Source organism: Pseudomonas sp. PAMC 25886, from assembly GCF_000242655.1.
Lineage (GTDB): Bacteria > Pseudomonadota > Gammaproteobacteria > Pseudomonadales > Pseudomonadaceae > Aquipseudomonas.
Genome location: NZ_AHHC01000083.1, coordinates 187,631 through 213,074 on the forward strand (window position 1 = coordinate 187,631; position 25,444 = coordinate 213,074).

26 protein-coding genes are annotated in these 25,444 nt (G+C 60.7%); 13 read left to right on the forward strand and 13 right to left on the reverse strand.

What is annotated here, in order from left to right; genetic code table 11:
- The first annotated feature begins 81 nt into the window (after positions 1-81).
- Positions 82-822 (forward strand): YciK family oxidoreductase, encoded by a 741-nt coding sequence (locus MUM_RS0127420; protein WP_010176237.1) that lies wholly within the window; start codon positions 82-84, stop codon positions 820-822.
- Between the two features lie 183 nt (positions 823-1,005).
- On the opposite strand, the gene MUM_RS0127425 is transcribed toward MUM_RS0127420, so the two are convergent.
- From MUM_RS0127425 to MUM_RS0127450, 6 genes are read right to left on the reverse strand one after another with little or no spacing between them, the layout of a single operon-like run.
- Positions 1,006-2,520, reverse strand: a complete 1,515-nt coding sequence (locus tag MUM_RS0127425) for an ABC transporter substrate-binding protein (protein ID WP_010176238.1) — start codon at positions 2,518-2,520, stop codon at positions 1,006-1,008.
- A gap of 15 nt (positions 2,521-2,535) precedes the next feature.
- On the reverse strand, positions 2,536-3,537 hold the full coding sequence (locus tag MUM_RS0127430; RefSeq protein WP_010176239.1) for an ABC transporter ATP-binding protein: 1,002 nt from the start codon (positions 3,535-3,537) through the stop codon (positions 2,536-2,538).
- Positions 3,534-4,490 carry an ABC transporter ATP-binding protein gene (locus MUM_RS0127435; RefSeq protein ID WP_010176240.1) on the reverse strand — a complete coding sequence of 319 codons (957 nt, stop codon included), beginning with the start codon at positions 4,488-4,490 and terminating at the stop codon, positions 3,534-3,536. Before MUM_RS0127435 ends, MUM_RS0127430 begins: the two co-directional genes overlap by 4 nt.
- On the reverse strand, positions 4,487-5,344 hold the full coding sequence (locus MUM_RS0127440) for an ABC transporter permease (protein ID WP_010176242.1): 858 nt from the start codon (positions 5,342-5,344) through the stop codon (positions 4,487-4,489). Before MUM_RS0127440 ends, MUM_RS0127435 begins: the two co-directional genes overlap by 4 nt.
- Positions 5,341-6,288: an ABC transporter permease gene (locus tag MUM_RS0127445; protein WP_010176243.1), complete on the reverse strand. Its 948-nt coding sequence runs from the start codon at positions 6,286-6,288 to the stop codon at positions 5,341-5,343. The genes MUM_RS0127440 and MUM_RS0127445 overlap by 4 nt, the downstream gene beginning before the upstream one ends.
- Positions 6,289-6,291: 3 nt before the next feature.
- On the reverse strand, positions 6,292-7,179 hold the full coding sequence (locus tag MUM_RS0127450) for a proline iminopeptidase-family hydrolase (protein WP_010176244.1): 888 nt from the start codon (positions 7,177-7,179) through the stop codon (positions 6,292-6,294).
- A 182-nt stretch (positions 7,180-7,361) separates the two neighbouring features.
- Here MUM_RS0127450 and MUM_RS0127455 point away from each other — a divergent pair, with 182 nt between their 5' ends.
- Both MUM_RS0127455 and MUM_RS0127460 read left to right on the forward strand, forming a co-directional pair.
- A complete protein-coding gene (locus tag MUM_RS0127455; protein ID WP_010176245.1) occupies positions 7,362-8,126 on the forward strand; it encodes a LuxR family transcriptional regulator in 765 nt (254 codons plus the stop codon).
- 94 nt (positions 8,127-8,220) lie between these two features.
- Positions 8,221-9,147, forward strand: coding sequence for a proline iminopeptidase-family hydrolase (locus tag MUM_RS0127460; RefSeq protein WP_010176246.1), 927 nt, complete (start codon positions 8,221-8,223; stop codon positions 9,145-9,147).
- A gap of 116 nt (positions 9,148-9,263) precedes the next feature.
- Here the strand turns inward: MUM_RS0127460 and MUM_RS0127465 are convergent, their stop codons facing one another.
- Positions 9,264-10,775: a nucleobase:cation symporter-2 family protein gene (locus MUM_RS0127465; protein ID WP_010176247.1), complete on the reverse strand. Its 1,512-nt coding sequence runs from the start codon at positions 10,773-10,775 to the stop codon at positions 9,264-9,266.
- A 172-nt stretch (positions 10,776-10,947) separates the two neighbouring features.
- On the opposite strand from MUM_RS0127465, the gene MUM_RS0127470 reads away from it, so the two are divergent.
- Positions 10,948-11,898 (forward strand): LysR family transcriptional regulator, encoded by a 951-nt coding sequence (locus MUM_RS0127470; RefSeq protein WP_010176249.1) that lies wholly within the window; start codon positions 10,948-10,950, stop codon positions 11,896-11,898.
- A gap of 144 nt (positions 11,899-12,042) precedes the next feature.
- Positions 12,043-12,876: a hypothetical protein gene (locus tag MUM_RS0127475; RefSeq protein ID WP_010176250.1), complete on the forward strand. Its 834-nt coding sequence runs from the start codon at positions 12,043-12,045 to the stop codon at positions 12,874-12,876.
- Here MUM_RS0127475 and punC read toward each other — a convergent pair.
- Positions 12,873-14,066, reverse strand: a complete 1,194-nt coding sequence (gene punC, locus MUM_RS0127480; RefSeq protein WP_010176251.1) for a purine nucleoside transporter PunC — start codon at positions 14,064-14,066, stop codon at positions 12,873-12,875. The two genes, MUM_RS0127475 and punC, sit on opposite strands and share 4 nt — an antisense overlap.
- Before the next feature lie 122 nt (positions 14,067-14,188).
- On the opposite strand from punC, the gene punR reads away from it, so the two are divergent.
- Entirely contained in the window at positions 14,189-15,121 is a 933-nt protein-coding gene (punR, locus tag MUM_RS0127485) for a DNA-binding transcriptional activator PunR (protein WP_010176252.1), read from the forward strand.
- Here the strand turns inward: punR and MUM_RS0127490 are convergent, their stop codons facing one another.
- Complete coding sequence (locus MUM_RS0127490) at positions 15,122-16,291, reverse strand: aspartate aminotransferase family protein (RefSeq protein WP_010176253.1); 1,170 nt, start codon at positions 16,289-16,291, stop codon at positions 15,122-15,124.
- Positions 16,292-16,394: 103 nt separating this feature from the next.
- On the opposite strand from MUM_RS0127490, the gene MUM_RS0127495 reads away from it, so the two are divergent.
- Complete coding sequence (locus tag MUM_RS0127495; protein ID WP_010176254.1) at positions 16,395-17,300, forward strand: LysR family transcriptional regulator; 906 nt, start codon at positions 16,395-16,397, stop codon at positions 17,298-17,300.
- Here the strand turns inward: MUM_RS0127495 and MUM_RS0127500 are convergent.
- The gene (locus MUM_RS0127500; RefSeq protein WP_010176255.1) at positions 17,297-17,920 is read right to left on the reverse strand and encodes an HAD family hydrolase; all 624 of its coding nucleotides are present in this window, start codon (positions 17,918-17,920) and stop codon (positions 17,297-17,299) included. The two genes, MUM_RS0127495 and MUM_RS0127500, sit on opposite strands and share 4 nt — an antisense overlap.
- A 196-nt stretch (positions 17,921-18,116) precedes the next feature.
- On the opposite strand from MUM_RS0127500, the gene MUM_RS0127505 reads away from it, so the two are divergent.
- Positions 18,117-19,349 carry an anthrax toxin-like adenylyl cyclase domain-containing protein gene (locus tag MUM_RS0127505; protein ID WP_081480139.1) on the forward strand — a complete coding sequence of 411 codons (1,233 nt, stop codon included), beginning with the start codon at positions 18,117-18,119 and terminating at the stop codon, positions 19,347-19,349.
- 65 nt (positions 19,350-19,414) lie between these two features.
- On the opposite strand, the gene fabV is transcribed toward MUM_RS0127505, so the two are convergent.
- Entirely contained in the window at positions 19,415-20,608 is a 1,194-nt protein-coding gene (fabV, locus tag MUM_RS0127510; protein ID WP_010176257.1) for an enoyl-ACP reductase FabV, read from the reverse strand.
- 385 nt (positions 20,609-20,993) lie between these two features.
- Between fabV and MUM_RS0127515 the strand changes: the two genes are divergently transcribed.
- Both MUM_RS0127515 and ppnN read left to right on the forward strand, forming a co-directional pair.
- A complete protein-coding gene (locus tag MUM_RS0127515; protein ID WP_010176258.1) occupies positions 20,994-21,818 on the forward strand; it encodes an aspartyl/asparaginyl beta-hydroxylase domain-containing protein in 825 nt (274 codons plus the stop codon).
- 147 nt (positions 21,819-21,965) lie between these two features.
- Positions 21,966-23,339 (forward strand): nucleotide 5'-monophosphate nucleosidase PpnN, encoded by a 1,374-nt coding sequence (gene ppnN, locus MUM_RS0127520; protein ID WP_003218868.1) that lies wholly within the window; start codon positions 21,966-21,968, stop codon positions 23,337-23,339.
- Position 23,340: 1 nt separating this feature from the next.
- Here ppnN and MUM_RS0127525 read toward each other — a convergent pair whose 3' ends face one another.
- Entirely contained in the window at positions 23,341-23,733 is a 393-nt protein-coding gene (locus tag MUM_RS0127525) for a RidA family protein (protein ID WP_010176260.1), read from the reverse strand.
- Positions 23,734-23,831: 98 nt separating this feature from the next.
- On the opposite strand from MUM_RS0127525, the gene MUM_RS0127530 reads away from it, so the two are divergent.
- The 3 genes from MUM_RS0127530 to MUM_RS0127540 all read left to right on the forward strand — a co-directional run bounded on the left by MUM_RS0127530 (position 23,832) and on the right by MUM_RS0127540 (position 24,987).
- The gene (locus MUM_RS0127530; RefSeq protein ID WP_081480140.1) at positions 23,832-24,146 is read left to right on the forward strand and encodes an AbrB/MazE/SpoVT family DNA-binding domain-containing protein; all 315 of its coding nucleotides are present in this window, start codon (positions 23,832-23,834) and stop codon (positions 24,144-24,146) included.
- Positions 24,143-24,538, forward strand: a complete 396-nt coding sequence (locus tag MUM_RS0127535; RefSeq protein WP_010176262.1) for a PIN domain-containing protein — start codon at positions 24,143-24,145, stop codon at positions 24,536-24,538. Before MUM_RS0127530 ends, MUM_RS0127535 begins: the two co-directional genes overlap by 4 nt.
- 74 nt (positions 24,539-24,612) lie before the next feature.
- Positions 24,613-24,987 carry a hypothetical protein gene (locus MUM_RS0127540; RefSeq protein WP_010176263.1) on the forward strand — a complete coding sequence of 125 codons (375 nt, stop codon included), beginning with the start codon at positions 24,613-24,615 and terminating at the stop codon, positions 24,985-24,987.
- Between the two features lie 15 nt (positions 24,988-25,002).
- Here the strand turns inward: MUM_RS0127540 and MUM_RS0127545 are convergent, their stop codons facing one another.
- Positions 25,003-25,332, reverse strand: coding sequence for a YXWGXW repeat-containing protein (locus tag MUM_RS0127545; protein WP_010176264.1), 330 nt, complete (start codon positions 25,330-25,332; stop codon positions 25,003-25,005).
- Positions 25,333-25,444: the final 112 nt, after the last annotated feature.

Consider the following 25,444-nt stretch of genomic DNA (forward strand, 5'->3'; position numbering starts at 1 on the left):
ACGGGAGCAAGCTCCCTCGCCACAGAAGCCTTAGCCGCAATGAATCACATGGATTTTCTGTGAACTTTGTCGAGGTTGTTTATGTTTGATTACTCCGCACGTCCAGAACTGCTCAAGGGCCGGGTCATCCTGGTCACCGGCGCCGGTCGCGGGATTGGCGCGGCGGCGGCAAAAACCTATGCCGCCCATGGCGCCACCGTACTGTTGTTGGGCAAGACCGAAGCCAACCTGGCGCAGGTCTATGACGAAATCGAAGCGGCCGGCCAGCCACAGCCCGTGGTGATTCCGTTCAACCTGGAGACCGCCCTGCCCCATCAATACGATGAGCTGGCAGCGATGATCGAAAAGGAATTCGGCCACCTCGACGGCCTGCTGCACAACGCCTCGATCATCGGCCCGCGCACGCCCATCGAGCAGTTGTCGGGTGAGAATTTCATGCGGGTGATGCACGTGAACGTCAACGCGATGTTCATGCTGACCAGCACGTTGTTGCCGCTGCTCAAGCTGTCCCAGGATGCATCGGTGGTGTTCACCTCCAGCAGCGTGGGCCGCAAGGGCCGCGCTTATTGGGGCGCGTACGGGGTGTCGAAGTTTGCCACCGAAGGCCTGATGCAAACCCTGGCGGACGAGCTGGATAACGTGGCACCGGTGCGTGCCAACAGCATCAACCCGGGCGCCACCCGCACCAGCATGCGGGCGCAGGCGTATCCAGGGGAGAACCCGACCGATAACCCGACACCGGAAGACATCATGCCGGTGTACCTGTACCTGATGGGGCCGGACAGTACCGGCATCAATGGCCAAGCGTTTGACGCGCAATAAAAGACACTGGCTGGCTTTCGTGGTGAGCGGGCTTGCCCCGCGCTGGGCTGCGAAGCAGCCCCAATAAAGGCACCGCATGCTTTCAGATAGAATGAGATGACCGGCTTCAGGGCTGCTTCGCAGCCCAGCGCGGGGCAAGCCCGCTCACCACAAAAGGGCTGGCCCCACTTGGGTTTACAACGCTTAGTTCTTCACCACTTCCTCAAGCGTGAAGCGCCCCAACGGGTTTTGCAGGAAGTTGCTGACGTTCTTGCGTGAGATGTTGATGTACGGGCTGTAGTACAAGTCGATCCAGTTCACATCCTGTTTCGCCATTTTCTGCAGGTCGATGTACATCTGCTCACGCTTCACCGGGTCGGCTTCGATCCGCGCGGCCGCCACCAAGTCCTTGACCTTGTCGTTCTTGTAGCGGGTCATGTAGTTCTGGTTGGTGTCGTGGCCCAACACGAAGGTGGTCTTCTGGTCCGGGTCGAGGATGTCGTTGGTCCAGTACATCACCGAAATGTCGTATTCGCCGTCCACCAGCATCTGCCAGCTTTGGGTCGGGTCGACCTTTTGCAGATTGGCCGTCACGCCGACCTTGGCCAACTGATCCTTGATCATCACCGCAATCTGCTCGTCGGCTTCGTTGCCGGCGTTGACCACGTAGTTCAGCTTCAAATCCTGGGCACCGGCAGCAGCCAGCAGTTTCTTGGCTTCGGTCGGGTCGTACGGGCGTTGCAGGTTGTTGGCGTAGTGGTACAGCGAACCTTTCGGAATGTAGGAATAGGCCACGGTGCCTTGACCGAAGGTGGCGGTTTTCACCAGCGACTGTTTATCGATGGCCATGTCCAGCGCCTGACGCACTTCTGGCTTGGCCAGCAGGCCGTGGGCATGGTTGATCAACAGGTGATCTTCACGGGTCGACGGGTCGGAGTGGACCACCACGTTCTTGTCTTTTTTCAGCTCTTCCACCCGGGAGAACGGGACGAAGATCGCTGTGTCCAGCTCGTTGTTCTGCACCATGCGCATGCGCGTATTGTCATCGGTGACCGACACCCATTCCACGCCATCCAGGCTCACCTTGCCGGCCTGCCAGAAGTTCGGGTTCTTCTTCAGAATCACCCGATCCCCCTTGCGCCACTCGCCCACGGTAAACGCTCCGGAGGTCACCGGGTTTTCCGAGTAGGCGTCCTCGCCCATGGTGGTCATGGCCTTTTCCGACAGGATCGATACCGTCGGCGACGCGAGTTGCGAGAGGAAGGCCACCGCCGGGGTCTTCAGCGTTACCACCAGAGTTTGCGGGTCGCTGGCCTTGGCCGTGTTGATCAGGCTGAACGGGTCGCTCCACAGCGAGGCCTTGTTGTCGCGGATGCGCAACAGGCTGAACGCGGCGTCATCAGCGGTGATCGGCGAGCCGTCCGAGAACTTTGCGGCACGCAGCTTGAAGGTATACGTCAGGCCGTCCTTGGAAATGTCCCAGCTTTCTGCCAGCCCCGGTTCCATCTTGGTGCCCAGGTTATCCACGCGCACCAGGGTGTCGTAGACGTTGGCGAACACCCAGGTGTCGCGGTTCTGCGCGCTTTTGATCGGGTCAAAGGTGGTGCTGTCTTCGCGGCAGCCGATGGTGAGCACACCCGCGGCGTGGGCGATACCGGCGGTCAGCGACCAGGCGGTGAGCGTGGCGGCGGCGAGCAACTTCAAGTGACGGGATTGCATGTCATAACTCCTTGTCTATAACGGCGGTTGTTCACGAGTGGCAGATAGGGTCAAAGGCTCTTCAAGCACGCAACTGTACCGATGCGTTTGCACAAAGTGAGTCGGCGGCAATACCTCGGCACACACGGCGCGTGCATGCCGGCAACGTGGGTGAAAGGCGCAGCCATCGGGCAGTTTCAGCGGGCTCGGTGGCTCGCCTGGCAACGGTTCGCTGGGCAGCGGGCGGTACGGATCAATCTCCGGAATCGCCTGGATCAGGGCCGCCGTGTACGGATGACGCGGCGTGGTGAACACCGCTTCCACCGGGCCTTCCTCGACGATTTTCCCCAGGTACATCACCGCCACCCGGTCGCACAGGCGGCGGACGATGGCCAGGTCGTGGGCGATAAACAGGATCGCCAGGTTCATGCGCTGTTGCAGTTCCAGCAGCAGGTTGATGATCTGACCCTGGATCGACACATCCAGGGCGGCCACGCATTCGTCGGCGATGATCAACCGCGGCTCCACCGCCAGCGCCCGCGCAATGCCGACGCGCTGGCATTGCCCACCACTCAGGGAGCCGGGTTTACGGCTGGCGAGTTCGGGGCGCAGGCCTACCAGGTCGAGTAATTCATTGACCCGGCGCGGGATATTGTCTGGCGACACCTTGCGCTGCACCCGCAGCACTTCGGCAATGGTTTCACCGACCGTCAGGCGCGGGTTCAGGGCCGCGTAAGGATCCTGGAAGATCATCGCCGTCTCGTGCCGCAGACGTGCGATGTCGACCGGCCCGGCGTGGGCCATGTCGATACCGTCAAACACCACCTGCCCGGCGCTGATGGGGTTGAGGTGCAGGATCGCCCGGCCCAGGGTGCTTTTGCCGCTGCCGGACTCGCCCACCAAACCGAGGGTTTCGCCGGCGGCCAGGGTCAGCGAAACACCATTGACCGCCCTCACCCACTGTCTATTCAAGCCAAACAGGCCGCTGCCAGCGGTGGCAAATCGCACCTCAAGGTCATTCACCTGCAACAGCGTCATGGGCGAACTCCCAGGGGATAGTGGCAGGCAACTCGTGCGCCTTCCGGCAGCAGCTCGGTGCACAAGCTGCCGACCTGCGGGCAACGCGGGTTGAACCGGCAGCCCTTGGGCAATGCATCAAGCAACGGAGGCTGCCCGGCGATAGTGCGCAACAAGGCATGGCCGCTGCTGGTGGCGGGCTGGCACTCGATCAGGCCGGCGGTGTAAGGGTGTTGCGGGTGCGCCAACAGCTCGTATTTGCTGCCGTGCTCACACAGGCGACCGGCGTACATCACGGCGATGGAATCACAGGTTTGCGCCACCACGCCCAGGTCGTGGGTGATCATGATGATCGACAAGCCGCGCTGGTCTCGCAGGTCCAGCAGCAGGCGAAGGATCTGCGCCTGCACGGTGACGTCGAGGGCGGTGGTCGGCTCGTCGGCGATCAGTACGCTGGGATTGCAGCCCAGGGCCACGGCGATCATTGCCCGCTGGCGCATGCCGCCGGAAAACTCGTGAGGGTAATTGTCGATACGCGCCGGCGGATCAGGAATCCCGACCTGGCGCAGCACCTCGATGGCTTGCAAGCGTGCGTCCTTTTTCGAAGCATCCTGATGCAGGCGGATACCTTCGGCGATCTGCTCGCCGATGCGCATCAGTGGGTCGAGGTGGCTGCTGGGGTTCTGGAAAATCATTCCCAGTTTTCCGCCGCGTACTGCGCGCATGCCGGCATCATCCAGCGCGAGCAAATCCTGGCCGGCGAGGCACACCGAGCCGCCCTGCACCCGCAGGCTGGGGGACGGCAGCAAACGCATCAACCCGCGACAGGCCATGGTCTTGCCCGAACCGCTTTCGCCCACCAGGCCGAGGATTTCACCTTCGGCCAGGTCGAAGGACACCCGGTCCACCAACGTCACATCGCGCCCGGTGTTATTGGCGATCACGCTCAGGTCCTGCACTTGCAACAGGCTCATGAGCGGTCCCCCAACACTTGCGCCACGCCATCGGCCAGCAGGCTGAAGCCCATGGCCAATGTCACGATGGCCAGGCCCGGGAAGGTGCAAATCCACCAGGCGGTGGTGATAAACGCCTGGCCTTCGGCAACCATGGTGCCCCACTCGGCCGTCGGCGGTTGCACGCCCAAACCGAGGTAGCTGACCGCCGCACCGTTGAGCAGCACCAGCACCGCGTCAGACATCGAGAACACAATCGAGCCGAACATCGCGTTAGGCAACAAATGCCGGAACAGAATGCGCCCATGACCAAAACCCAGGCTCTTGGCGGCCAGGGCGAAGTCGCTTTCCTTGAGCACCAGGATCTGCGAGCGAATCAGCCGCGCGTAAGACACCCAGCCCACCAGCGCCATGGCGATATAAAAGCTCTTCAACCCCGGACCGAGGATCGCCATGATCGCCAGCATCAGCACCAGGAAGGGAAACGCGAGGATCACGTCGATCACCCGCATGCAGAAGCTGTCGAACCGCCCGCCGATATAACCGGACACCGCGCCGACAAAGGTGCCGATCAGGAATGGAAAGATCACCCCGACCACCGCCAGTTGCAGGTCGATTCGCGCGCCCCAGATCACCCTCGAAAGAATGTCCCGACCGTAGTTATCCGTACCAAATGGATGGGCCAGGCTGGGGCCCAGCAAACTGATGTCGGTGTTTTGCGCAATCGGATCGAAGGGTGCGATCCACGGTGCGAAAACGGCCAGCGCCAACCATGTCAGCAAAATCAACAGGCCCCAGGCCGCGGTCAGGCGGCCATTGCGAAAACCAAAGCGCAGGCGCAAGCGCCACGGGGCAATCAACGGGCGGCTGCTCATTGCATTTTCACTCGAGGGTCCAGCGCGACCGTCACCACGTCGGCGACAAAGTTGACCAGCACGGTCGCGCAAGCCAGCACCATCGCTACACCCTGCACCACCATGTAGTCGCGGGTGAAGATCCCGCGCACCAGCAACTGGCCAATGCCGGGAATCGCGAACAGGCTTTCGATCACCACCGTGCCGCTGATCAACCAGCCGATGTTCACGGCCAGCAGGTTGACCGCCGGCACCAGGGAATTGGGCAGTACATGGCGACGAAACACCGCCGCCTCCGACAACCCTCGCGCCCGGGCGGCGGTGACGTGGTCGGCCTGCAACTCCATCAACATGCTCGCCCGCAGGTTGCGCACCAGCACCGCCGACAACGCCAGGGCGATGGTCAGGCAAGGCAGCACCATGTGGTGCGCCTTGTCCAGCCAGGTACGCCCATAACCGGAGACCGGGAACAATCCCCATTGCACACTGAGCAACAGGATCAGCATCAAGCCCAGCCAGAACGCCGGCATGCCCAGGCCGACCGTGGTGAACAGCCGGATCAGGTTATCCGCCCAACCGCCTTTATTCCGTGCGGCCACGGTGGCCAGCGGCACGGCGATCAACAGCGCCAGCAGCACACTGCCGAGCACCAGGAACAGGGTCGGCTCGATGCGGGTGACGATCAGTTTCAGCGCGTCGACCTTGTACAGCAGCGACTGGCCAAGGTCGCCCTTGAGCAGGTTTTTCAGGAAGTAGAAATATTGCAGCCACAAGGGCTGGTCGAGGCCGTACTGGGCGCGAATCTTCAGCAAGGCGTCCGGCGTGCTGCGTGACCCCAGCAGGGCCCGCGCCGGGTCGCCGGGAATCGAGCGCACCAGCACAAAGGTGATCAGGCTGATGCCAAACAGCACCGGCAGCAATTGCAGCGGCCGGGACAGCACAAAACGGTAACGCGCCAGGTTCATCCGTCAGCCTCGGTGACGAGCAAGAAAGTCCAGCAGCACCGGGAAGTAAGCCTGGGGCTCTTCGTAAAACGGCATATGGCTGCTGTTGGGGAACACGTGCAGCTCGGCGTGCCTGGCCGCGCTTTTCATGCGCATGGCGCAGGCCGGGGTCAGCTCGTCGTGCTGGCCGGTGGTGATCAGTATCGGCATCTTGAATTCGGCCATCTCGGGGATGCGGTTCCAGTCCTTGAGGTTGCCGATGTAGAGGAATTCGTTGGGGCCCTGCATGGTTTCGTAGGGGCCCATGTTCCAGTCGCCAAGGGAGCGCTGGACCGGCGCCGGCCACTCGTCCAGCCGGCAGACGTGGCGGTAGTTGAGCAAGGTGATGGCAGCCTGGTACTGCGGGTGGTCAAGGGTGCCCATGGCTTCATGGCGTTGCATCATGGCCACGGTTTCGCTGCCCAGGGCTCCGCGCAAGCGTTCCAGTTCCAGAGACAGGTGCGGAATGTCGCCGACGGTGTTTTCCAGGATCAGGCTTTTCAGCGCGTCGGGGTAGTGAATGGCGTACTCGATGCCCAGCCATCCGCCCCAGGAATGCCCCAGCAAGTGAACGCGGCCCAGGCCGAGGGCCTGGCGCACGGTTTCAACTTCTTCGACATAACGGCCGATTTCCCACAGCGAAACATCGGTCGGTCTGGCTGAAGCGCCTGTGCCAAGCTGGTCGAATGCAACCACTCGCAGGCCGTTGTCCTTGAGCCAGCCATGAGCGTCGCGCAAGTAGTCGCAAGGCAGCCCCGGGCCGCCATTGAGACACAGCAACACCTCATCGCCTTCGCCAAAGCTATAGGCCACGAGGTTGTGGCCGTCGACTTGCACGTTGTACTGCTGGTCGGGGGCAATTTCACGCCACATGCATACATTCCTTGTTGTGTGTCGGCCCTGGGAATAGTGGCCGTTTAAAGGCCAACACTACCGAGGATGCCGCGCGTCCATAACCTGGTAATTCTTATAGGTTTGGTCTGGCAGTCCTTCGCCGGGGCGTGGCATTCTACTTGCAGCAAGACGAGATTCAAACGAATTCGGGAGCAGAACGGATGCTGGCCAGGCTAACCGCATTTAATGACCGTCTCATCCCCGGCAGGAGCCTGGATGAACAGATGGACAACACCCTCGTATTGGCCCAGAACCTGGGTTTTGATGCGCTGGTCTACGACTACACCCCCGTGCCCATTGACCATAATGGTGCACTGATCACCCCTTCTGTGCTGCAACTGCGCAATACGCCCCCCGACTGGTACAGCTTGTGGTGCAGCGCCGGCTTTTATCAGATCGATCCGGTGCAGCATCTGGCACTGTCGACGGTTTCACCGTTTGTCTGGTCCTACGAAGCCAAGGCCGACACTGCGCTGCAAAAGATCATCGACCCGTGTCACGCCCCCGTATCCAGCTACCTGCACGACCGGCAGATGACCTGCGGCGTCAGCGTGCCGATCCACCTGCCCCGTGGCGGCTTCGCCTCACTGACCGGCCTGCGCACCGGCAAGGCCAGCACCGTGTTGCAGGATGCCCGCCAGACCCTGTCGGAATTCAGCCTGATTACCCACGCCTTGCAGGAAGCGGCCTACCCGCTATTCAGCAAGGAGCTGCGTTCATACCCGCATATCCGCCTGACCAAGCGTGAACGCGAATGCCTGAAATGGGCCGCCGACGGCCTGACCGCCGCCGAAATCGCCACGCAACTGAGCCGTTCCTTGGCCGTCGTCACCCTGCACCTGGCTTCGGCCATGCACAAGCTCGGGGCCAAGAACCGGGTCCAAGCGGTGGTACGGGCCACCCACTACCGGTTGCTTGAAGATTGATCCGAAGGAAAAACCTAGCTGTTTTGCTAGTTACTTAAACTTTCTGTGCCGACTATCGTGTACCTGATCACTTTTTCTCAGGGCAGGGCACGAAATGGAATTCATCGAAACAATCCGCGAAGGCTATGCGGCCTTTCGCGACTACCAAACCTGGTATCGAATCACCGGCGACCTGGACAGCGGCCTCACGCCGCTGGTCATCCTGCATGGTGGCCCGGGTTGTACCCATGATTATGTCGACGCCTACAAGGACGTGGCTGCCAGCGGCCACGCGGTCATTCACTACGACCAACTGGGCAACGGCCGCTCCACCCACCTGCCTGACAAAGACCCTTCGTTCTGGACCGTGAGTTTGTTCCTGGAAGAACTGGACAACCTGCTGGACCACCTGCAAATCAGCAACAACTACGCGATATTGGGGCAATCCTGGGGTGGCATGCTCGGCAGCGAACACGCCATCCTGCAACCCAAGGGCCTGCGGGCGTTCATCCCGGCCAACTCGCCGACCTGCATGCGTACCTGGGTCAGCGAAGCCAACCGCCTGCGCAAATTACTGCCTGAAGGCGTACACGAGACCCTGCTCAAGCACGAACAGGCCGGTACCTACCACGACCCTGAATACCTCGCGGCTTCGCGGATTTTCTATGACCAGCATGTGTGCCGGGTCAATCCATGGCCGGAAGAAGTCGCCCGCACGTTCGCCCAGGTGGACGCCGACCCGACGGTGTATCACGCCATGAGCGGCCCGACGGAATTCCATGTGATTGGCAGTTTGAAAGACTGGAACGTGATTGGCCGGCTGTCGAAGGTCAATGTACCGACCCTGGTGATTTCCGGTCGCCATGACGAGGCCACGCCGTTGGTGGTCAAGCCGTTCCTGGATGAGATCGCCGATGTGCGCTGGGCGTTGTTTGAAGACTCCAGCCACATGCCGCATGTTGAAGAGCGGCAGGCGTGCATGGGGACGGTGGTGCAGTTTTTGGATGAGGCGTGCGCGGTGCCCCACAGAAAAGTCAGCTGATAACACCGTGTATGTGGCGAGGGAGCTTGCTCCCGCTCGACTGCGAAGCAGTCGCAAAAGCTGGGGCCGCTTCGCAGCCCAACGGGAGCAAGCGCCCTCGCCACAATGATTGGCTGTTACACCTCGCTCGTCTGCGCCCTGCCGTGCACCGCCGCTTTCTTCGGCACTTCCTCCAGCAACGGAATCTCCTTGCCCTCGGCATCAAACAGCTTGCCGCCGCTGAAGTAATCCCCGTCCCGCAACGCCGCCACATCCTGGAAGCACAGGCTGCGCTCAGTCCCGGCGACAAACACCGACTGCTGGTCCGAATTGCCGGCAGTGAAGTGGTTGAACGCCAGGTTCAACAGAATCGCCATGATCGCCGACGAGCTGATGCCCGAATGGAAAATGGTCGCGAACCAGCTCGGGAAGTGATCATAGAAGCTCGGTGCCGCAATCGGGATCATGCCAAAACCGATGGAAGTGGCGACGATGATCAGGTTCATGTTGTTGCGGTAATCGACCTTGGACAGGGTGCGAATCCCACTGGCGGCCACGGTGCCGAACAGCACAATCCCGGCCCCGCCCAGCACCGAAGTCGGCACCGCCGCAATCACCCGCCCCATGAACGGCAGCAGGCCGAGAATCACCAGGAATATCCCGCCGGTGGCGACCACGTAGCGACTCTTGACCCCGGTCACCGCCACCAGCCCGACGTTCTGGGCGAACGCACTTTGGGTGAATGAACCGAAGATCGGCGCAAACATGCTCGACAGCATATCGGCACGCAGGCCATTACCCAGGCGTTTGGAGTCGACCTTGGTGTCGATGATTTCGCCCACCGCGAGAATGTCCGCCGAGGTTTCCACCAACGTCACCATCACCACGATGCACATGGAAATGATCGCCGCGAGGTGGAAGGTCGGCATGCCGAAATGGAAGGGTGTGGGAAAGCCGAACATCGGGCCCTGGGTCACGCTGGAGAAGTCCGCCATGCCGAGGAACACCGCGATGACCGTGCCGATCACCATCGCCAGCAGAATCGACAACCGGGAGATGGTCGCGCTGCCGATCTTGCTCAGCAACAACACCAGCACCAGGGTCAGCGCCGCCAGGCCGATGTTGGGCATGCTGCCGAAATCAGCGGCGCGGCTGTTGCCGCCCATGGCCCAGCGGGCGGCGACGGGCATCAGGGTCAGGCCGATGGTGGTGATCACGATGCCGGTCACCAGCGGCGGGAAAAATTTGGTTATTCGCGAGAACACCGGGGTGATCAACAACCCGATCAACGACGCGGCCATCACCGCCCCGAGAATCGCCGGGATGCCGCCCGCGCCGTCGCTGCCGACAATCGCGACCATGGTTGCCACGCCGGCAAAGGACACCCCTTGCACCAGCGGCAACTGGCAGCCGAAGAACGGCAACCCGAGTGTTTGCAGCAGTGTGGCCAGGCCACCGGCAAACAGCGAAGCGGCGATCAGCAGGCCGATATCGGCCGGCGACAACCCGGCCGCCTGGCCGACGATCAACGGTACGGCCACGATGCCGCCGTACATGGTGAGCACATGCTGCAGGCCGTAAGCCATGTTGGCCGCGACGCCGAGATTCTCGTCTTCTGGCCGCTGCGGTGACGCCTTCGGGATAGTCATGGTGAGGGGTTCTCTGTTTTTGTTGTGCACTCACTGTATGCAATAGAAAGATTGGATGTCCATAGAGTTGTATACAATCATTTTCACAAAACCATCACCAACGGTGTTACAAAAATCCATTCAGCCGCCCTGCCCCGTGGCTCGAAGCGCTGCGCACAAGGACTCGAAAAAAATGCTCAACCGCAAGCTTCGCATTCACGCCCCGGCGATTTATTACTTCGACATGGTTCGCCGCTGCCACTCGATCCGCGAAGCCGCGCGGCGCCTGAACGTAGCGTCGTCGGCGGTGAACCGGCAGATCCTCAAGCTGGAAGACGAAGTAGGCGCAGCGCTGTTCGAACGGCTGCCCGGCGGGCTGCGCCTGACCGCAGCCGGCGAGATCCTCACGCGCCACGTGAGTTTTGTGCTGCAGGATGTGGAGCGCGTGCGGGGCGAGCTGGAGGGGTTGAACGAGGTACAGACCGGCCACGTGGAAATCGCCACGGTGGAAGGCGCCACCGTGGAACTGCTGCCCGCCGCCCTCAAGCGCATGCGGGAGCGCTATCCGAAAGTGACCATTGGCGTCACGGTGCAAGGTTCACAGTCGATTCCCGGCGCGGTGGTCAATGGCCAGGCTGATCTGGGGCTGGCTTTTGCATTACCGCGCAGCAGCGAAACCATCCAGGTGTGTGTCGGCCATTTCCGTCTCGGTGCGCTTATGGCCCCGGGGCATCCACTGGCCGGCGAGGCCAGCGTGAGTTACGCCGTCTGCTGCGAGCACGGGGTGATCCAGGCCAAGAGCGAGCTGTCGGTTCATCACCTGATCGCACCGCTGCACAAGCGTTCGGCGGCAGCGAACAAGCCGCTGCTGCACAGTAACTCCATGGAACTGGCCCGGCAGTTGGCCCGCCAGCAATTGGGCATCGCGTTCCAGACGCGCATCGGCGTGGAAGTTGATTTGGCCCGGGGCGAACTCCTGCACATCCCGCTGAGCGACCAGGGCGGGATCTTCAGCGACCTGGGCTTGTACGCCCGCAAAGACCGGGACTTGCCGATCGCGGTGCAAGCCATGGCCCATCTGCTCAGTGAAGAAATCAGCCTGCGCGAACATCAGGAAACGCCCTGGATGCCGCGTATTTCCTGACTCTTCGGCCAGCTTCAGTGCTGCCGTTTCGGCATCGGCCCAGGCGAGATTCTGTTCTTTGGAACCCACAACGGATGTGCGGATACTGCGCCCGGCGACCCTTGCACGGTTGCCATGAGCCAAAACGCCAAAGGAATTAAAACAATGAAAAAGGCACTGCACGGCGCAACCGTATTGCTCACACTGTTCGGCGGCGGGGAGGCTGTCGCGCTGGAATGGATGAACAACAGCCTGGGATTTCGCTACGGCCAGCAGTTCACCAACCCGAACAACCCGGATGAATTCAGCAAGCGCATTTACAGCTTCACCCACGCCAGCGGTTACCAGTACGGCAGCAATTACCTGAACCTCGACGTGTTCCTGTCCGACAGCCGCGACCCGCGCAAGGGCACCGACCACGGCGGCAGCGAAGTGTATGCCGTGTACCGGCACCAGTTGTACGCCTCACGGGTGTTCGATGTGCCGCTGGGTACCGGGGTGATCAAGGATTACGCGCTGACCTTCGGCTTTGATGCCAACCGCAACAACAACCTGGCGTCGGCGAAAAAGCGCGCGCTGGTGATTGGCCCGACCTTGAAGTTCAACACCGTCGGCGTGCTGGACCTGAGCCTGATGTACTACAAGGAAAGGAACCATTCCGGCATCCCCGGCGCGAAAGAACCCGACCACACCTTCGACGATACCTACATGCTCAACCTGACCTGGATGCGACCTTTCGAGATCGGCAACCATGGGGCGAAGTTTCAGGGGTTTATCAATCACGTCGGGGAAAAGGGCGAAGACTTCCATGGCCGCGACACCGCGCCGGAAACCCTGATGCGCACCGCGCTGATGGTGGCGGTGCGCCCGGGTAAAAGCGTCAAGCCCAACCTGTACCTGGGCGTCGGGTATGAGTATTGGCATAACAAGTTCGGCGTGGACGGCGGCCGGGGCAGTCGCACCTCCACGCCGACGGTGAACCTGGAAGTGACGTTTTAAGGCGCACTCACCAGGTCGGCATCGGCATCATCAACCTTCGGCCGCGCCAGCCAGTAACCCAACACGGCCAATGGCGCGGTGGCCAACATCACAATCGCGGTGATCAACAGCGGTTGATCAATCATCGACGACACGATCAGGCTCGCGAGGAAACACAGGCCCAACTGCAACGTGTTCTGCAAGGCGGCCGCCTTGCCGGAATTTTCTGCAAATGGCATCAGCGCATTCGCCACCACGATCGGGTAGCTGGCGCCGTTGACCAGCGCCATCAGGCAGAACGGAATCAGCAAGGTGCTGAGCGTCGGCACAGTCAAGGTGGCCACCAGGTACAGCGCGCCCATGCTGATGCAGTACGCCAGCAGCAACCACGGCAACAAGGTCTTGCCCTGGAAGCGCTGCAACGCACTGCGGCAACTGTAGCCACCGATCAAAAACGACAGCGTGGGCAATACGTAGCTCAAGCCGATGTCATTGGGGCTGTAGCCCATACCGCCGAGGATGAACGGCGAGGCGGTGAGCCAGGCGAAGAAACTGGCGGAGCACGCGGCGAAGATCATCACGTTGCCGGTGAATACCCGCGACTTGAGCAACTGCCCATAGCCCAGCCGGGAAGGTTCGCCATCGGTTGTCAGGCGTTTCGGCAATGGTTTGAGAAACAGTGTCGGTAACAGCAGTAGCAGCGATACCAACAACAGCACGCCGAAGATCGCCTGCCAGCCCCAGTGATTCAGCATCAACGCCCCCAACAGCGGCGCCAGGGCCGGTGACAGAGACATCAGCGGCATGATGCCGGCGAATACCCGATGGGCCTTGTCCGCCGGGTAGCGATCAATCACCAGCGCTTGCCAACTGACGGCGGCGGAACACACGCCAATCGCCTGCACAAAGCGCAGGGCCAACAACTGCGGTGCAGTCTCGACCCAGAACATGCCCAGGCAACCGAGCACAAACAGGGAAAGGCCGGTGAGCAGCACCGGTTTGCGTCCCAGCCGGTCGGACAGCGGCCCCCACAACAACTGACCGACGGCAAAGCCCGCGAGGAAGATGCTCAGGCTCGCGCCCACCGCGCCGGGGGAAATCTGCAGTTGCTCGCCCATGGCGCCAAACGCCGGCAAGTACATATCCATGGCCAGATAGCCGAGCATGCTCAGCCCCGCCAGGTACCAGGTGAATCCAAAAGAGTTTTTCATTGAAGCCTTGTATAACCTGCCATCAAACTATTTGCTGACTGGCGCCTATTATGAAGCTGGATGATTCCCTGTGAAGCGAGAATAATTGGACTCTCTTATCAATATTTTTGAAGGCAGCCTGCATGTGGTCTGAATATTCCCTGGATGTCGTGGACGCGGTGGCTCGCCACGGCAGCTTCAGCGCCGCCGCCCAGGAACTGCACCGGGTGCCGTCGGCCATCAGCTACACGGTGCGGCAAATCGAAGAATGGCTGGCGGTGCCGCTGTTTGTCCGACGTCATCGGGACGTGGAGCTGACGCCCGCCGGTAAATTGTTCGTCGACGAAGCCCGCGGCGTGATGAAAAAAATGCTTGGCACCCGAAGGCTGTGCCAGCAAGTGGCCAATGGCTGGAGCGGCCAGCTGAAAGTCGCGGTGGATTCCATCGTCAAACAGCAGCGCTGCCGGCAACTGGTGCTGGATTTCTATCGCCAGTTCCCGGAGGTGGAATTGCTGCTGGACTACGAGGTGTACAACGGCGTGTGGGATGCCCTGGCCGATGACCGCACCGACATCGTGATCGGCGCCACCAGCGCGGTGCCGGTGGCCAGCCAGTTCACCTTTCGCGACATGGGCCTGTTGAACTGGCTGTGCGTGGTCAGCAGCCGGCATCCGTTGGCGGCGGCAGAAGGCTTGCTCAGCGATGACCAATTGCGGCCCTTCGCCTCCCTGTGCATGACCGATACCTCACGCAACCTGCCCAAGCGCGACACCTGGACCCTGGACAACCAGCGCCGCCTGGTGGTGCCGCACTGGGCGTCGGCGATTGATTGCCTGCGGGACGGCCTGTGCGTCGGCATGGCGCCGGCGCACCTGGTGCAACCGTGGATCGAGCGCGGCGAGCTGAGCGCCCTGCAACTGTCCCGGCCCTTCCCCGCCAGCCCGTCGTGCGTGGCGTGGGCGCAGAACAAACTGTCGCCGGCCATGGCCTGGTTGCTCGACTATCTGGGGGACACCGAAACCCTGAATCAGGAGTGGTTGAACGGGGTGCAGGTGGGCTCCGGCTACCCCGTTTGATCAATCCAATAACCGGGAAAGCGCCCGCACGATCATTTCCACTTCCTTGCCGTCAATGGTCAGCGGCGGCAGCAGGCGGATGATCTTGCCCCGTGTCACGTTGATCAGCAGGCCATGCTCGTGCGCCGCGCGTTGGGCCAGGTCGCGCTGAGGTGTCGCCAGTTCGATACCGATCATCAGCCCCTGCCCGCGAATCGCCAGCACCTGGGGATGTTCGCTCAATTCCACCCGCAGGCGCGCCAGCAACCGCTCGCCCTGTTGCGCCGCATTGTCGAGCAGGCCTTGCTCTTCGATGATCTCCAACACCGTACAACCCACCCGACAGGCCAACGGGTTGCCGCCGAAGGTGCTGCCGTGGCTGCCGGGAGTAAACAGTTGCGCCACGGCGGCCCGGGCCAGGCACGCGCCAATCGGCACGCCGTTGCCCAGGCCTTTGGCCAGCGTCATCACGTCGGGCACGATGCCTTCATGCTGGAAGGCAAACCAGCGACCGGTGCGGCCGATCCCGGTCTGGATCTCATCAAGCATCAACAACCAGCCTTGCCGGGTGCAGTGCTCGCGCAAGGCTTTCAGATAGCCCGGCGGCGCGACTTGCACGCCGCTTTCACCCTGGATCGGCTCCAGCAGCACCGCGACAATCCGCGGGCCGAATGCCTCGGTCACGGCCTCCAGCGCCTTCAAGTCGCCAAAGCCGACCTTGATAAAGTCCCCCGGCAGCTTTTGAAACCCCAGCCGTACCGAAGGCCCGTCGCTGGCGGACAGGGTGCCCAGGGTGCGCCCGTGAAAGGCGTTCTCCATCACCACCACCAGCGGCTGTTCGATGCCCTTTTTCCAGCCATGCAGCCGGGCCAGCTTCAGCGCCGTCTCGTTGGCTTCGGCACCGGAGTTATTAAAGAAGGCCTGGTCCAGCCCGGAAAGCCGGGTGAGCCGCAGGGCCAGACGCTGTTGCCAGTCGATGCTGTAGAGGTTGGAGGTGTGCAGCAGCAAACCCGCCTGCTCACTGATGGCCGTCACCAACCGTGGGTGGGAATGGCCGACGTTGGTCACCGCCACACCCGCCACGGCATCCAGGTATTCGCGGCCCTGCTGGTCCCACAGGCGCGTGCCAAGGCCACGGGTAAAGCTCAGGGGCGACGGTTGATAAGTGGTCATCAGGCAGGCGGCGGTCATGGCGTCAGGCTCCAGTGCATCGTGGTGATGGCACCAGTATCGTTAGCCACCCGAGCTGGATAAACTGCACAACACTGCGATCACTTTAAATCAGGGCTTGATAATGGATCTGTTCCAGGCGATGACGGTGTACGTGAAAGTGGTGGAAGCCGGCAGCATGACGGCCGCGGCTCAGTCGTGCGGCATGTCCACCACCATGGTCGGCAATCACCTGCGCGCGCTGGAGCAACGCCTGGGGGTCAGCCTGCTCAAGCGCACCACACGCAAGCAAAGCCTGACCGAGTTTGGCGGGATTTATTACCAGCGTTGCCTGGAGGTGCTGGGCCTGGTGGCCGACTCCGAGCAGATGGCCGAGCAAGCCAACAGCGACGTGCCCAAAGGTCTGCTGCGGATCACCGCACCACCGGCCTTTGGCACCGAACGCCTGGCCCCGGCGCTCAGTGAATTTTCCCGGCGTTACCCACAGATCAAGCTATACGTGGTGCTGAGCAACCAGCGGATGGACATGGTCGACAGCGGCTTCGACGTGGCCATCCGCCTGGGCGAACTGGACGCGCCAAGCCTGATTGCCCGACCGATGCAGGATTACACCATCACCCTCTGCGCCTCTGCGGCGTACCTGGCGCGCCGTGGCACGCCTCAATGTCCCGATGATCTACAGCAGCATGACTGCCTGGCGTTCGCTTACCCGGCGACCGACGATTGGCGCAACGCCGACAAGTTGTGGCGAATGCGCGGCGCCGAGGGCGAGGTGGAAATTCCCGTTTCCGGCTCGTTGACCATCAACAGTTCGCAGGCCTTGCGCCAGGCGGCGCTGGAAGGCATGGGCATCGTGATGCTGCCTGACGCACTGGTCGAGCCCGACCTGCGGGCCGGGAAACTGGTGGCATTGCTGACGTCCTACCAACTGCCCAGCCGGCCCATGCATTTGCTCTACGCCCAGGACCGCTATCGCCTGCCCAAACTCCGGGCGTTTGTGGATTTCGTCATGGAGAAGTGGGCGCGCTAGAGGTTCACCCCCAGCTCAATCAAGCGCTGACGTGTCTGCCCCGCAGACACGTGATGAATCCCCTGCCAACCCAGGGCAATGGCTGCCTCGGAATTACCGGCCACATCATCAATAAACACCACCTCAGCCGGTTTGATATCCGGCAGATGGGCGCGCACCTGCGCCAGGCTGGCGTGGTAGATCGCGGGATCGGGTTTGATCAGCTTGATTTCGCCGGACACGACGATGTCGCGAAAATACTGCAGGAAGGGATAGTGGGCGCGGGCATAGGGAAAGGTCTCGGCGGACCAGTTGGTCAGGCCGAACAGCGGCATTTTTGCTTCATGCAACGCTTCCAGAATCGCCACGCCCTCAGGCAATGAGCCACGCAACATCTCGTGCCAGCGGTCGTAGTACGCCTGGATCAAGGGCTCATGCTGCGGGTGTTCGGCAATCAGCGTACGGGTCGCCTCGGCCAGGCTGCGGCCGGCGTCCTGTTCGGTGTTCCAGGCCTGGGTGCAGACCGTGTCCAGGAACCGCTGGCGTTCCTGGTCGTCGGCAATCAACTGGCGGTAAAGATGGTGCGGGTTCCAGTCGAACAGAACACCGCCGAAATCAAAGACCACTGCGCGAATCGTCATAAGGACATCTCCGTTTCAAACACCTGCAGATGCGGGATCAATGGATTGCATAAATACGTCTCGGAACACTTCAGATATTTCCGATAGCACGGACTAGACGGGTTACTTAGCGTCGACGGTGCAATCGGTCACGCATTTGTCTGGAAGGGAACTCCATAAAACTCACGACACGTCGCAACGAAGTTGGAGGTAACCCATGAACACTATTAATACTTCTCTTATTTCTCCATCAAGCGCCAGCAGAGCAATACTGGAAAATCGCCAAATTGAACAGAATGGCGGATCGGTCGCGCTGGAAAAGCGCTCCGTGGAGTCGGCTATCGAACGGGTCAAAGACCAGACCGGAATTGCGTCAAGCCATCTTGCACCTTTCCAGCGCCTGGCCGCTGAGCACAACACCATCATAGGGGTACGTGCGGTCGAGCCAGTGGCAACCGGGCTGATCGAGGCGGGGCATCCCACCAAGGACTTTCATATCAAAGGCAAAAGTGCCGACTGGGGGCCGCAGGCGGGCCTGATCTGCGTGGACCAGGCGCTCAGTAAACTGGAGAAGTTTTCTGAAAACAATCCGCAGAAAATCGCCAAGGCCAACGAGCAAACCGCCGGCTGCATCCAGGATGGCTATGCGGTTTCAGTTCCGTTGACGGTGTCGAGCAAGCGCCTTGACGACCTGCTGAAGCTCGGCAAAATCGATCAACTCCAACCCGAGACCCCTGACGGCGTCATACGCTTCAATGCACAGGGGCCAAGCCAGCAAATGTACGCATTCGAAGGCAAGCGCCAATCACCCTTAGATAACGACTTTCAAATCACGCACCAAGGCAAGCCTGTCGAAGTGCTGGCAAAACCCGAAAGCGGCAAAGCCCTGACGGCTGACTATGATTTGCACTTGATCGGCCCTCACCTGAGTGACCTCGGCCCGCAAGACAAGCTACCCGTGCCGGATGTCGCCCACAGCGTATTTAAGGAGCGGATTGATGGCTACAAACAACGCAGTGCAGATCCCAGTCAATACAAGGCGCCAAATGAACTGCGCGAAGACTATGAAAGCGCTGGTCGTTTTTATCAAAAGGAAGACAGCAACATCGGCAATGCCACGTCGCGAATAGCGAACATGATCCCTGCGATCAATGAGGCGCTGGTGGGGAAGGGAGAATGGGTGGTTCACCACAATACGGACTCAGGGAGCCCGGCGGCTGATGTTGCTGCCAACTACCCGGTGACCTTTTTCCTGCCGGCCAAACTCGGACGGTTCGACGAAATCTCCATCATCAATGACAGCAAGGAAATGGCAGAACTGATCCGGACAGCCAAAGACAGTGGTTACCACATGCCCTTGAACCCGCTGTGGGAAAAAGAAGTGGTAAACGTCAGGCGGCCCGCGTTCAGCGAGGCACAGGCGCGCCTCTCTTCATCCCGGACTGCCTGAGGTTGTGAAGTAACCAGCCGCGGCCTTGATAACACCTCTTCAAGGTCGCGGCCTGCTCACATCGCTCAGGCCTGAATCAGGCCCTGGATCTTCACGGTCGGATTGACGTCCGCGTCGTAGTCCACGCCGTCGATCTCGAAACCGAACAGGCGCAGGAACTCCGCCTTGTAGCCGGCAAAATCGCTGATCTCATTGACGTTGTCGTCAGACACCTGATTCCACAGCGCCGCTACGGCGTCCTGAACCTTCGGCTCAAGTTCCGCGAGGTCGGCGCGCAGGCGGCCGTCGGCGTCGAGCTTGGGCTCTTTGCCATACAGGCTGTCCTTGAACAGGCCATAGACCTGCTCGATGCAACCTTCGTGGGTGCCCTGCTCTTTCATCACTTTAAACAGCAGCGACAGGTACAGCGGCATGATCGGGATCGCCGAGCTGGCCTGGGTCACCACGGCCTTGAGCACCGACACACGGGCGTCGCCCTTCAGTGCAGCGAGGTTTTCGCGCAGGGTCAGGACTTTCTTGTCCAGGTCCTTCTTGGCCTCGCCGATGGAACCGTTCCAGTAGATGTCCTGGGTCAGCTTCTCGCCAAGGTAGGTGAACGCAGTGGTCTTGGCGCCTTCGGCCAATACGTCGGCGTCACGCAGGGCGTCGATCCACAGCTGCCAGTCTTCGCCGCCCATGACTTTCACGGTGCCGTCGATTTCTTCCTGGGTGGCCGGCTCAAGGGTGGTGTCGACCACGACGCCCTTGTCGGTGTTGATACCGCGCAGGGTCACGGCCTTGCCGATCGGCTTCAACGTAGAGTTGTGCACCACGCCTTGCGGGTCGGTACGGCGTGGCGCGGCCAGGCTGTAGACCACCAGGTCGATCTTGCCCAGGTCTTTCTTGATGGTTTCGATGGTCAGGCGCTTGATCTCGTCGGAGAACGCATCGCCGTTGATGCTCTTGGCGTACAGACCTTTTTCCAGTGCAAATTTCTCGAAGGCGGCGCTGTTGTACCAGCCGGCAGAGCTGAGCTTGCCTTCTTCGCCTTCTTTCTCAAAAAACACGCCCAGGGTGTCGGCGCCGCAGCCGAAGGCGGCGCTGATGCGCGCGGCCAGCCCGTAGCCGGTGGAAGCCCCGAGGACCAGCACCTTTTTCGGGCCGCCTTCAATGGCACCGTGTTCGGTCACGTAGTCGATCTGCTCTTTGACGTTCGCTTCACAGCCAACCGGGTGAGCGGTCACACAGATAAAGCCACGAACCCGCGGTTTGATGATCATAAAATTTCTGCCTCTTCCAAGGTGCTGAAGGCCAATGGTGGCCATTACAGCGTCAATCGTACGGTTCATAGACGTCCGGAAAACCGAAGCGTCACGATAGTCGCAAATCTTCTGTTCACAAAATGCTATCCGCAACACTGCTGATCCGGCTATTAGCCGAGGTGTTTTAAAGGGACAACGGTAAAAAAATGTGCAGTGACTTCACAAATTTCCAGCATTTAAAACGCCACCTGAGCGCGATAACACCCTATCATGACCATATTATTTCGATATGTTTCAGCTCGGGCATGATGCCCCACGGGTTGACTGACTCCTTTGCCTGGCCTGCCAGTCGATCGCGGACGGTTTTGAAGCAATCGAAAACCGCCCGATGGAGCCCAGTTTCATGAGTAAGAGTGTCATCCGCAAACGCCTGGCGTCCGCCGCCTGGATCCTTGGCGTATTGCTGTTCATCTATTGCTTCCCGAAAACCACCCTGGTGTTTCTGCTGCTGGTAGTGTTCTGCGGGCTGTATGACTTCCTGCGTAATGGCCTGTACGACGGCCCGACGATCAAGAAGTATTTCATCGGCAACGGCCGCAATACCTGGCTGCTGGCCCCCTTCAACACGCTGTTTGACCTGTTGAGCCAGCGCAATCGCCACGTGTACAAGATGAACGACTTGCCTGCGGCCTGGCGCGAAGACCTGCAAAAGGTGATCGACGACGCCATGGCCAACAAGGACGAAATCATCCAGTACCTGGATGAGCGCATGGCCGAGAAGAAGCGCGGCATGCTGTTCTTCCAGTGGTACGGTCGCCCGATCGAAACCACCCTGGATATCCCGCAACTGCGGGAAAAACTGCCCTATGTGAAAACCATCGGCGTGTCGGTGTTCAATGAAAACCGCTCCACCTCGTTTCACTTCGGCCCGCTGCGCATGATGTTCCGGGTGCTCTACAACATGGCACCGGCGCCGCACCACGACGGCGTCTACATCCAGGTCGGCAAGCACAAGCACTACTGGCACGATGACCCGCTGTTTATCTTCGATGACACGCTGATGCACGCCTCCTTCAACAAGAACGACGCCAAGCGCTACTGCCTGTTCATCGATATCGTGCGGCCAACCCTGGTGCCGTCCGTGCTGAACGGCCTGATCGCCGGCTTTGCCGGAGCGGTCTTTACCTTGCGGCGGTTTTTCTACAAAAACTGGAAGCTGATTCAGTAACTTCTGCGGCATGATGGTGCGCGACGGTGTTTGCGCTCGGCTCCAGTGCCGGGGAAAATGCCAGTCCAATGCGACCGAAAACGGCGCGCACTATCCTCAAGCCACTGGCCATGTATGGTCCGGTGGCTGTGCTTTCAGGGAATCAGAATGCCCCAAAGACAAGTCATCAATGCCTCCGTAAGCCCTAAAGGCAGCCTTGAAACGCTGTCGCAACGTGAAGTCCAGCAACTGAGCGAAGCCGGTACCGGCAGCATCTACACCCTCTTTCGTCAATGCGCCCTGGCCATCCTCAACACCGGCGCGCATATCGACAACGCCAAGACCATCCTCGACGCCTACAAAGACTTCGAAGTACGCATCCACCAGCAGGACCGCGGCGTGCGCCTGGAACTGCTGAATGCCCCGGCCGACGCCTTCGTCGATGGCGAAATGATCGCCAGCACCCGGGAAATGCTGTTCAGCGCCCTGCGCGACATCGTCTACACCGAAAACGAACTGGACAGCCAGCGCATCGACCTGAGCAGCTCCCAGGGCATCACCGACTACGTGTTCCACCTGCTGCGCAACGCCCGTACCCTGCGCCCGGGCGTGGAGCCGAAGATCGTGGTGTGCTGGGGCGGGCACTCGATCAATACCGAAGAATACAAATACACCAAGAAAGTCGGCCACGAACTGGGCCTGCGCAGCCTCGACGTGTGCACCGGCTGCGGCCCCGGCGTGATGAAAGGCCCGATGAAGGGCGCGACCATTTCCCACGCCAAGCAACGCATTACCGGCGGGCGCTACCTGGGCCTGACCGAACCTGGGATCATCGCCGCCGAGGCGCCGAACCCGATCGTCAATGAGCTGGTGATTTTGCCGGACATCGAAAAACGCCTCGAAGCCTTTGTGCGCGTCGGCCACGGCATCATCATCTTCCCGGGCGGCGCCGGCACCGCCGAAGAGTTCCTGTACCTGCTGGGCATCCTGATGCACCCGGACAACCGCGACGTGCCGTTCCCGGTGATCCTCACCGGGCCGAAACACGCCGCGCCGTACCTGCAACAGCTGCACGCGTTTGTCGGCGCCACCCTCGGCGAAGCGGCTCAAGCCCACTACCAAATCATCATCGACGACCCGGCTGAAGTGGCACGGCAGATGACCGTCGGCTTGAAAGCGGTCAAACAGTTCCGCCGCGAGCGCAACGACGCGTTCCACTTCAACTGGCTGCTGAAGATCGACGAAGGCTTCCAGCGTCCGTTCGACCCGACCCACGCCAACATGGCCAGCCTGCAACTGAGCCACGCCCTGCCGCCCCATGAACTGGCGGCCAACCTGCGCCGTGCGTTCTCCGGGATCGTGGCGGGCAACGTCAAGGACAAGGGCATCCGCCTGATCGAGCAAAACGGGCCGTATGAGATTCATGGCGACCCGGCGATCATGAAACCGCTGGATGAGTTGCTGAAAGCGTTTGTGGAGCAGCACCGGATGAAACTGCCGGGCGGCGCTGCCTACGTGCCGTGCTACCGCGTGGTGCAGTGAGTCAGCGCTGAACCGCGACGCACTTGATCTCCAGCAGCAAGCCTGGATTGGCCAGTTCTGATACGCCAATGACCGTCCAGGCGCACAACCCTCGGGGGAACAGGCGGTTTTTCACCTCACGGAAAACCGCCATGTGCTCGCTCAGGTTCACGTGGTAAGTGGTCATGTCGACCACGTCTTCGAAGGTACATCCACCCTCCTCCAATACCAGCCGCAGGCTCTCCCAGGCGGCGATGAATTGCGCCTCGGGGTCGGTGATGACTTCCAGGTTTTCCGTGCGGCCGACCTGGCCTGCGCAGTACAACGTCTTGCCGACTTTTACGGCCGGCACGTAGCCGGCGCGCTCGACGATGGGCTGCATGGAGGTGGGGATGATGAGGTGGCGGTCGGTCATATGTTGTATCTCTTAAGGATGGTTTCAGGCGTGTCGACGGGAAAAGTTCGGACTATCGTTTTACCTGTTCCGTCCCCCCCATGCCAGACGAGTAACCTATGGACCAATGGATCTTGCCCTCTACTACTCCTTACCCTAAGGTAAGGAGCATCACGAGAGAGGCTTTCAACATGGCTACCGCCACACTCACATCAAAAGGACAAATCACCATCCCTGTTCAAGTGCGGACCGCACTTGGGCTGGACACTGGCGACCGGGTCGAATTTGTCGAAATGGAAGAGGGCAAGTTTGCGATCATCGCTGCCAGCAAAACTGTGTTGGACCTCAAAGGGCTGATCCGCAAACCCGTCAAGCCCGTCAGCATCGAAGAAATGAACCTGGCCATCGCAGCACAGGGAGCCAAAGCAGGATGATCGGACTGGATACCAATGTGCTGGTGCGTTATGTCACCCAAGATGATCCCGTTCAATCGCCAAAGGCATCCAGACTGATCGAGTCCCTCACCCCTGCCTCGCCGGGTTTTGTCAGCCTGGTTTCAGTGGTCGAATTGGTGTGGGTCCTGCAGTCCAGCTACCAATCAGCCAAGAGTGAAGTGATTGCGGTCCTGGAGACGCTGCTACGCACCCGGGAACTGACCGTAGAGCACGCCGAAGTTATCTGGCAGGCACTCCGGCGATTCACAAGTACCAAAGCCGATTTCGCCGACTGCCTGATTGAACGCTGCGCCCACGCAGCGGGGTGCGAATATACGGCGACATTTGATGTCAACGCGGCCAAAGCTGCAGGTATGCGGCGGCTGACCTGAGAGGTCGCGTTGCAGCAGCGTTCAGGCTTTGGTAGAAAATGTCGTTACCGACCTTATCCAGAGATACAACCAACGTGCGCACGCTTCTTCTCGCCAGCCTGGCATTAACGTCCCCACTGCCCCTTGCCGAGGCCATCACCTGGCCCGACCTGCCCTCCACCTGCTTCGTCAGCGGCCGCTCCGCCACCAGCCAGGATGTGGATACCGGTTGTGCGGCGTTTCTGATCAATGTGAAAGGCCAGGCGGCAGGCACGCCGATCAAGCTGGATATCCCGCAATACGCGATGCATGTCGACGAAGGCACAGGCAAGGAAACACCGGTGATCCTCATCCAGGCGGAAGAGAACGGCGATGTAAAAGCGGTCGGTTACAAGGAACTGGGCACCGGCCAGTTGGGCGCGGCGCTGCTCAGGGAAGTTCGGCTTCTGGGTACGAAGAAGCCGAGTTAAGCCACGCAAATACGGTCAGCGAACCCAACCACCGCCCTGCCAGTGATAGCCATCACTGCGCTGTACCCAATGCGGATGCACGTAGCGATAGCCTGGACGCTCCGGCTCCCAGTGACCATGCACCGCCACATAACGCCCGCCTTCCCAACGCCAGTAACCGCGCGACCACAGGTAGCCTGGCCGCCCTTCAGGCTCGACCTCGATGACCTGCACCGGTGGCGGTTGCGGCGCCACGATTTCTACATATTCACGCTGCACCGGTCGTCGATCATGCACGACCCGCTCCTCTACACACCCGGAAGCCGCGACGACCAGGGCCGCCAATGCCGCATAACGTAACAACATACAGAATCCTCGGGCGTCACCGCCCAGCGTTTACACCAGTAAAAAATGCCCCCTTGTTCCAGCCGCGCTCCTGCTTGGCTATAAGACTTTTTAACAGGTGCCAACTGTCAGG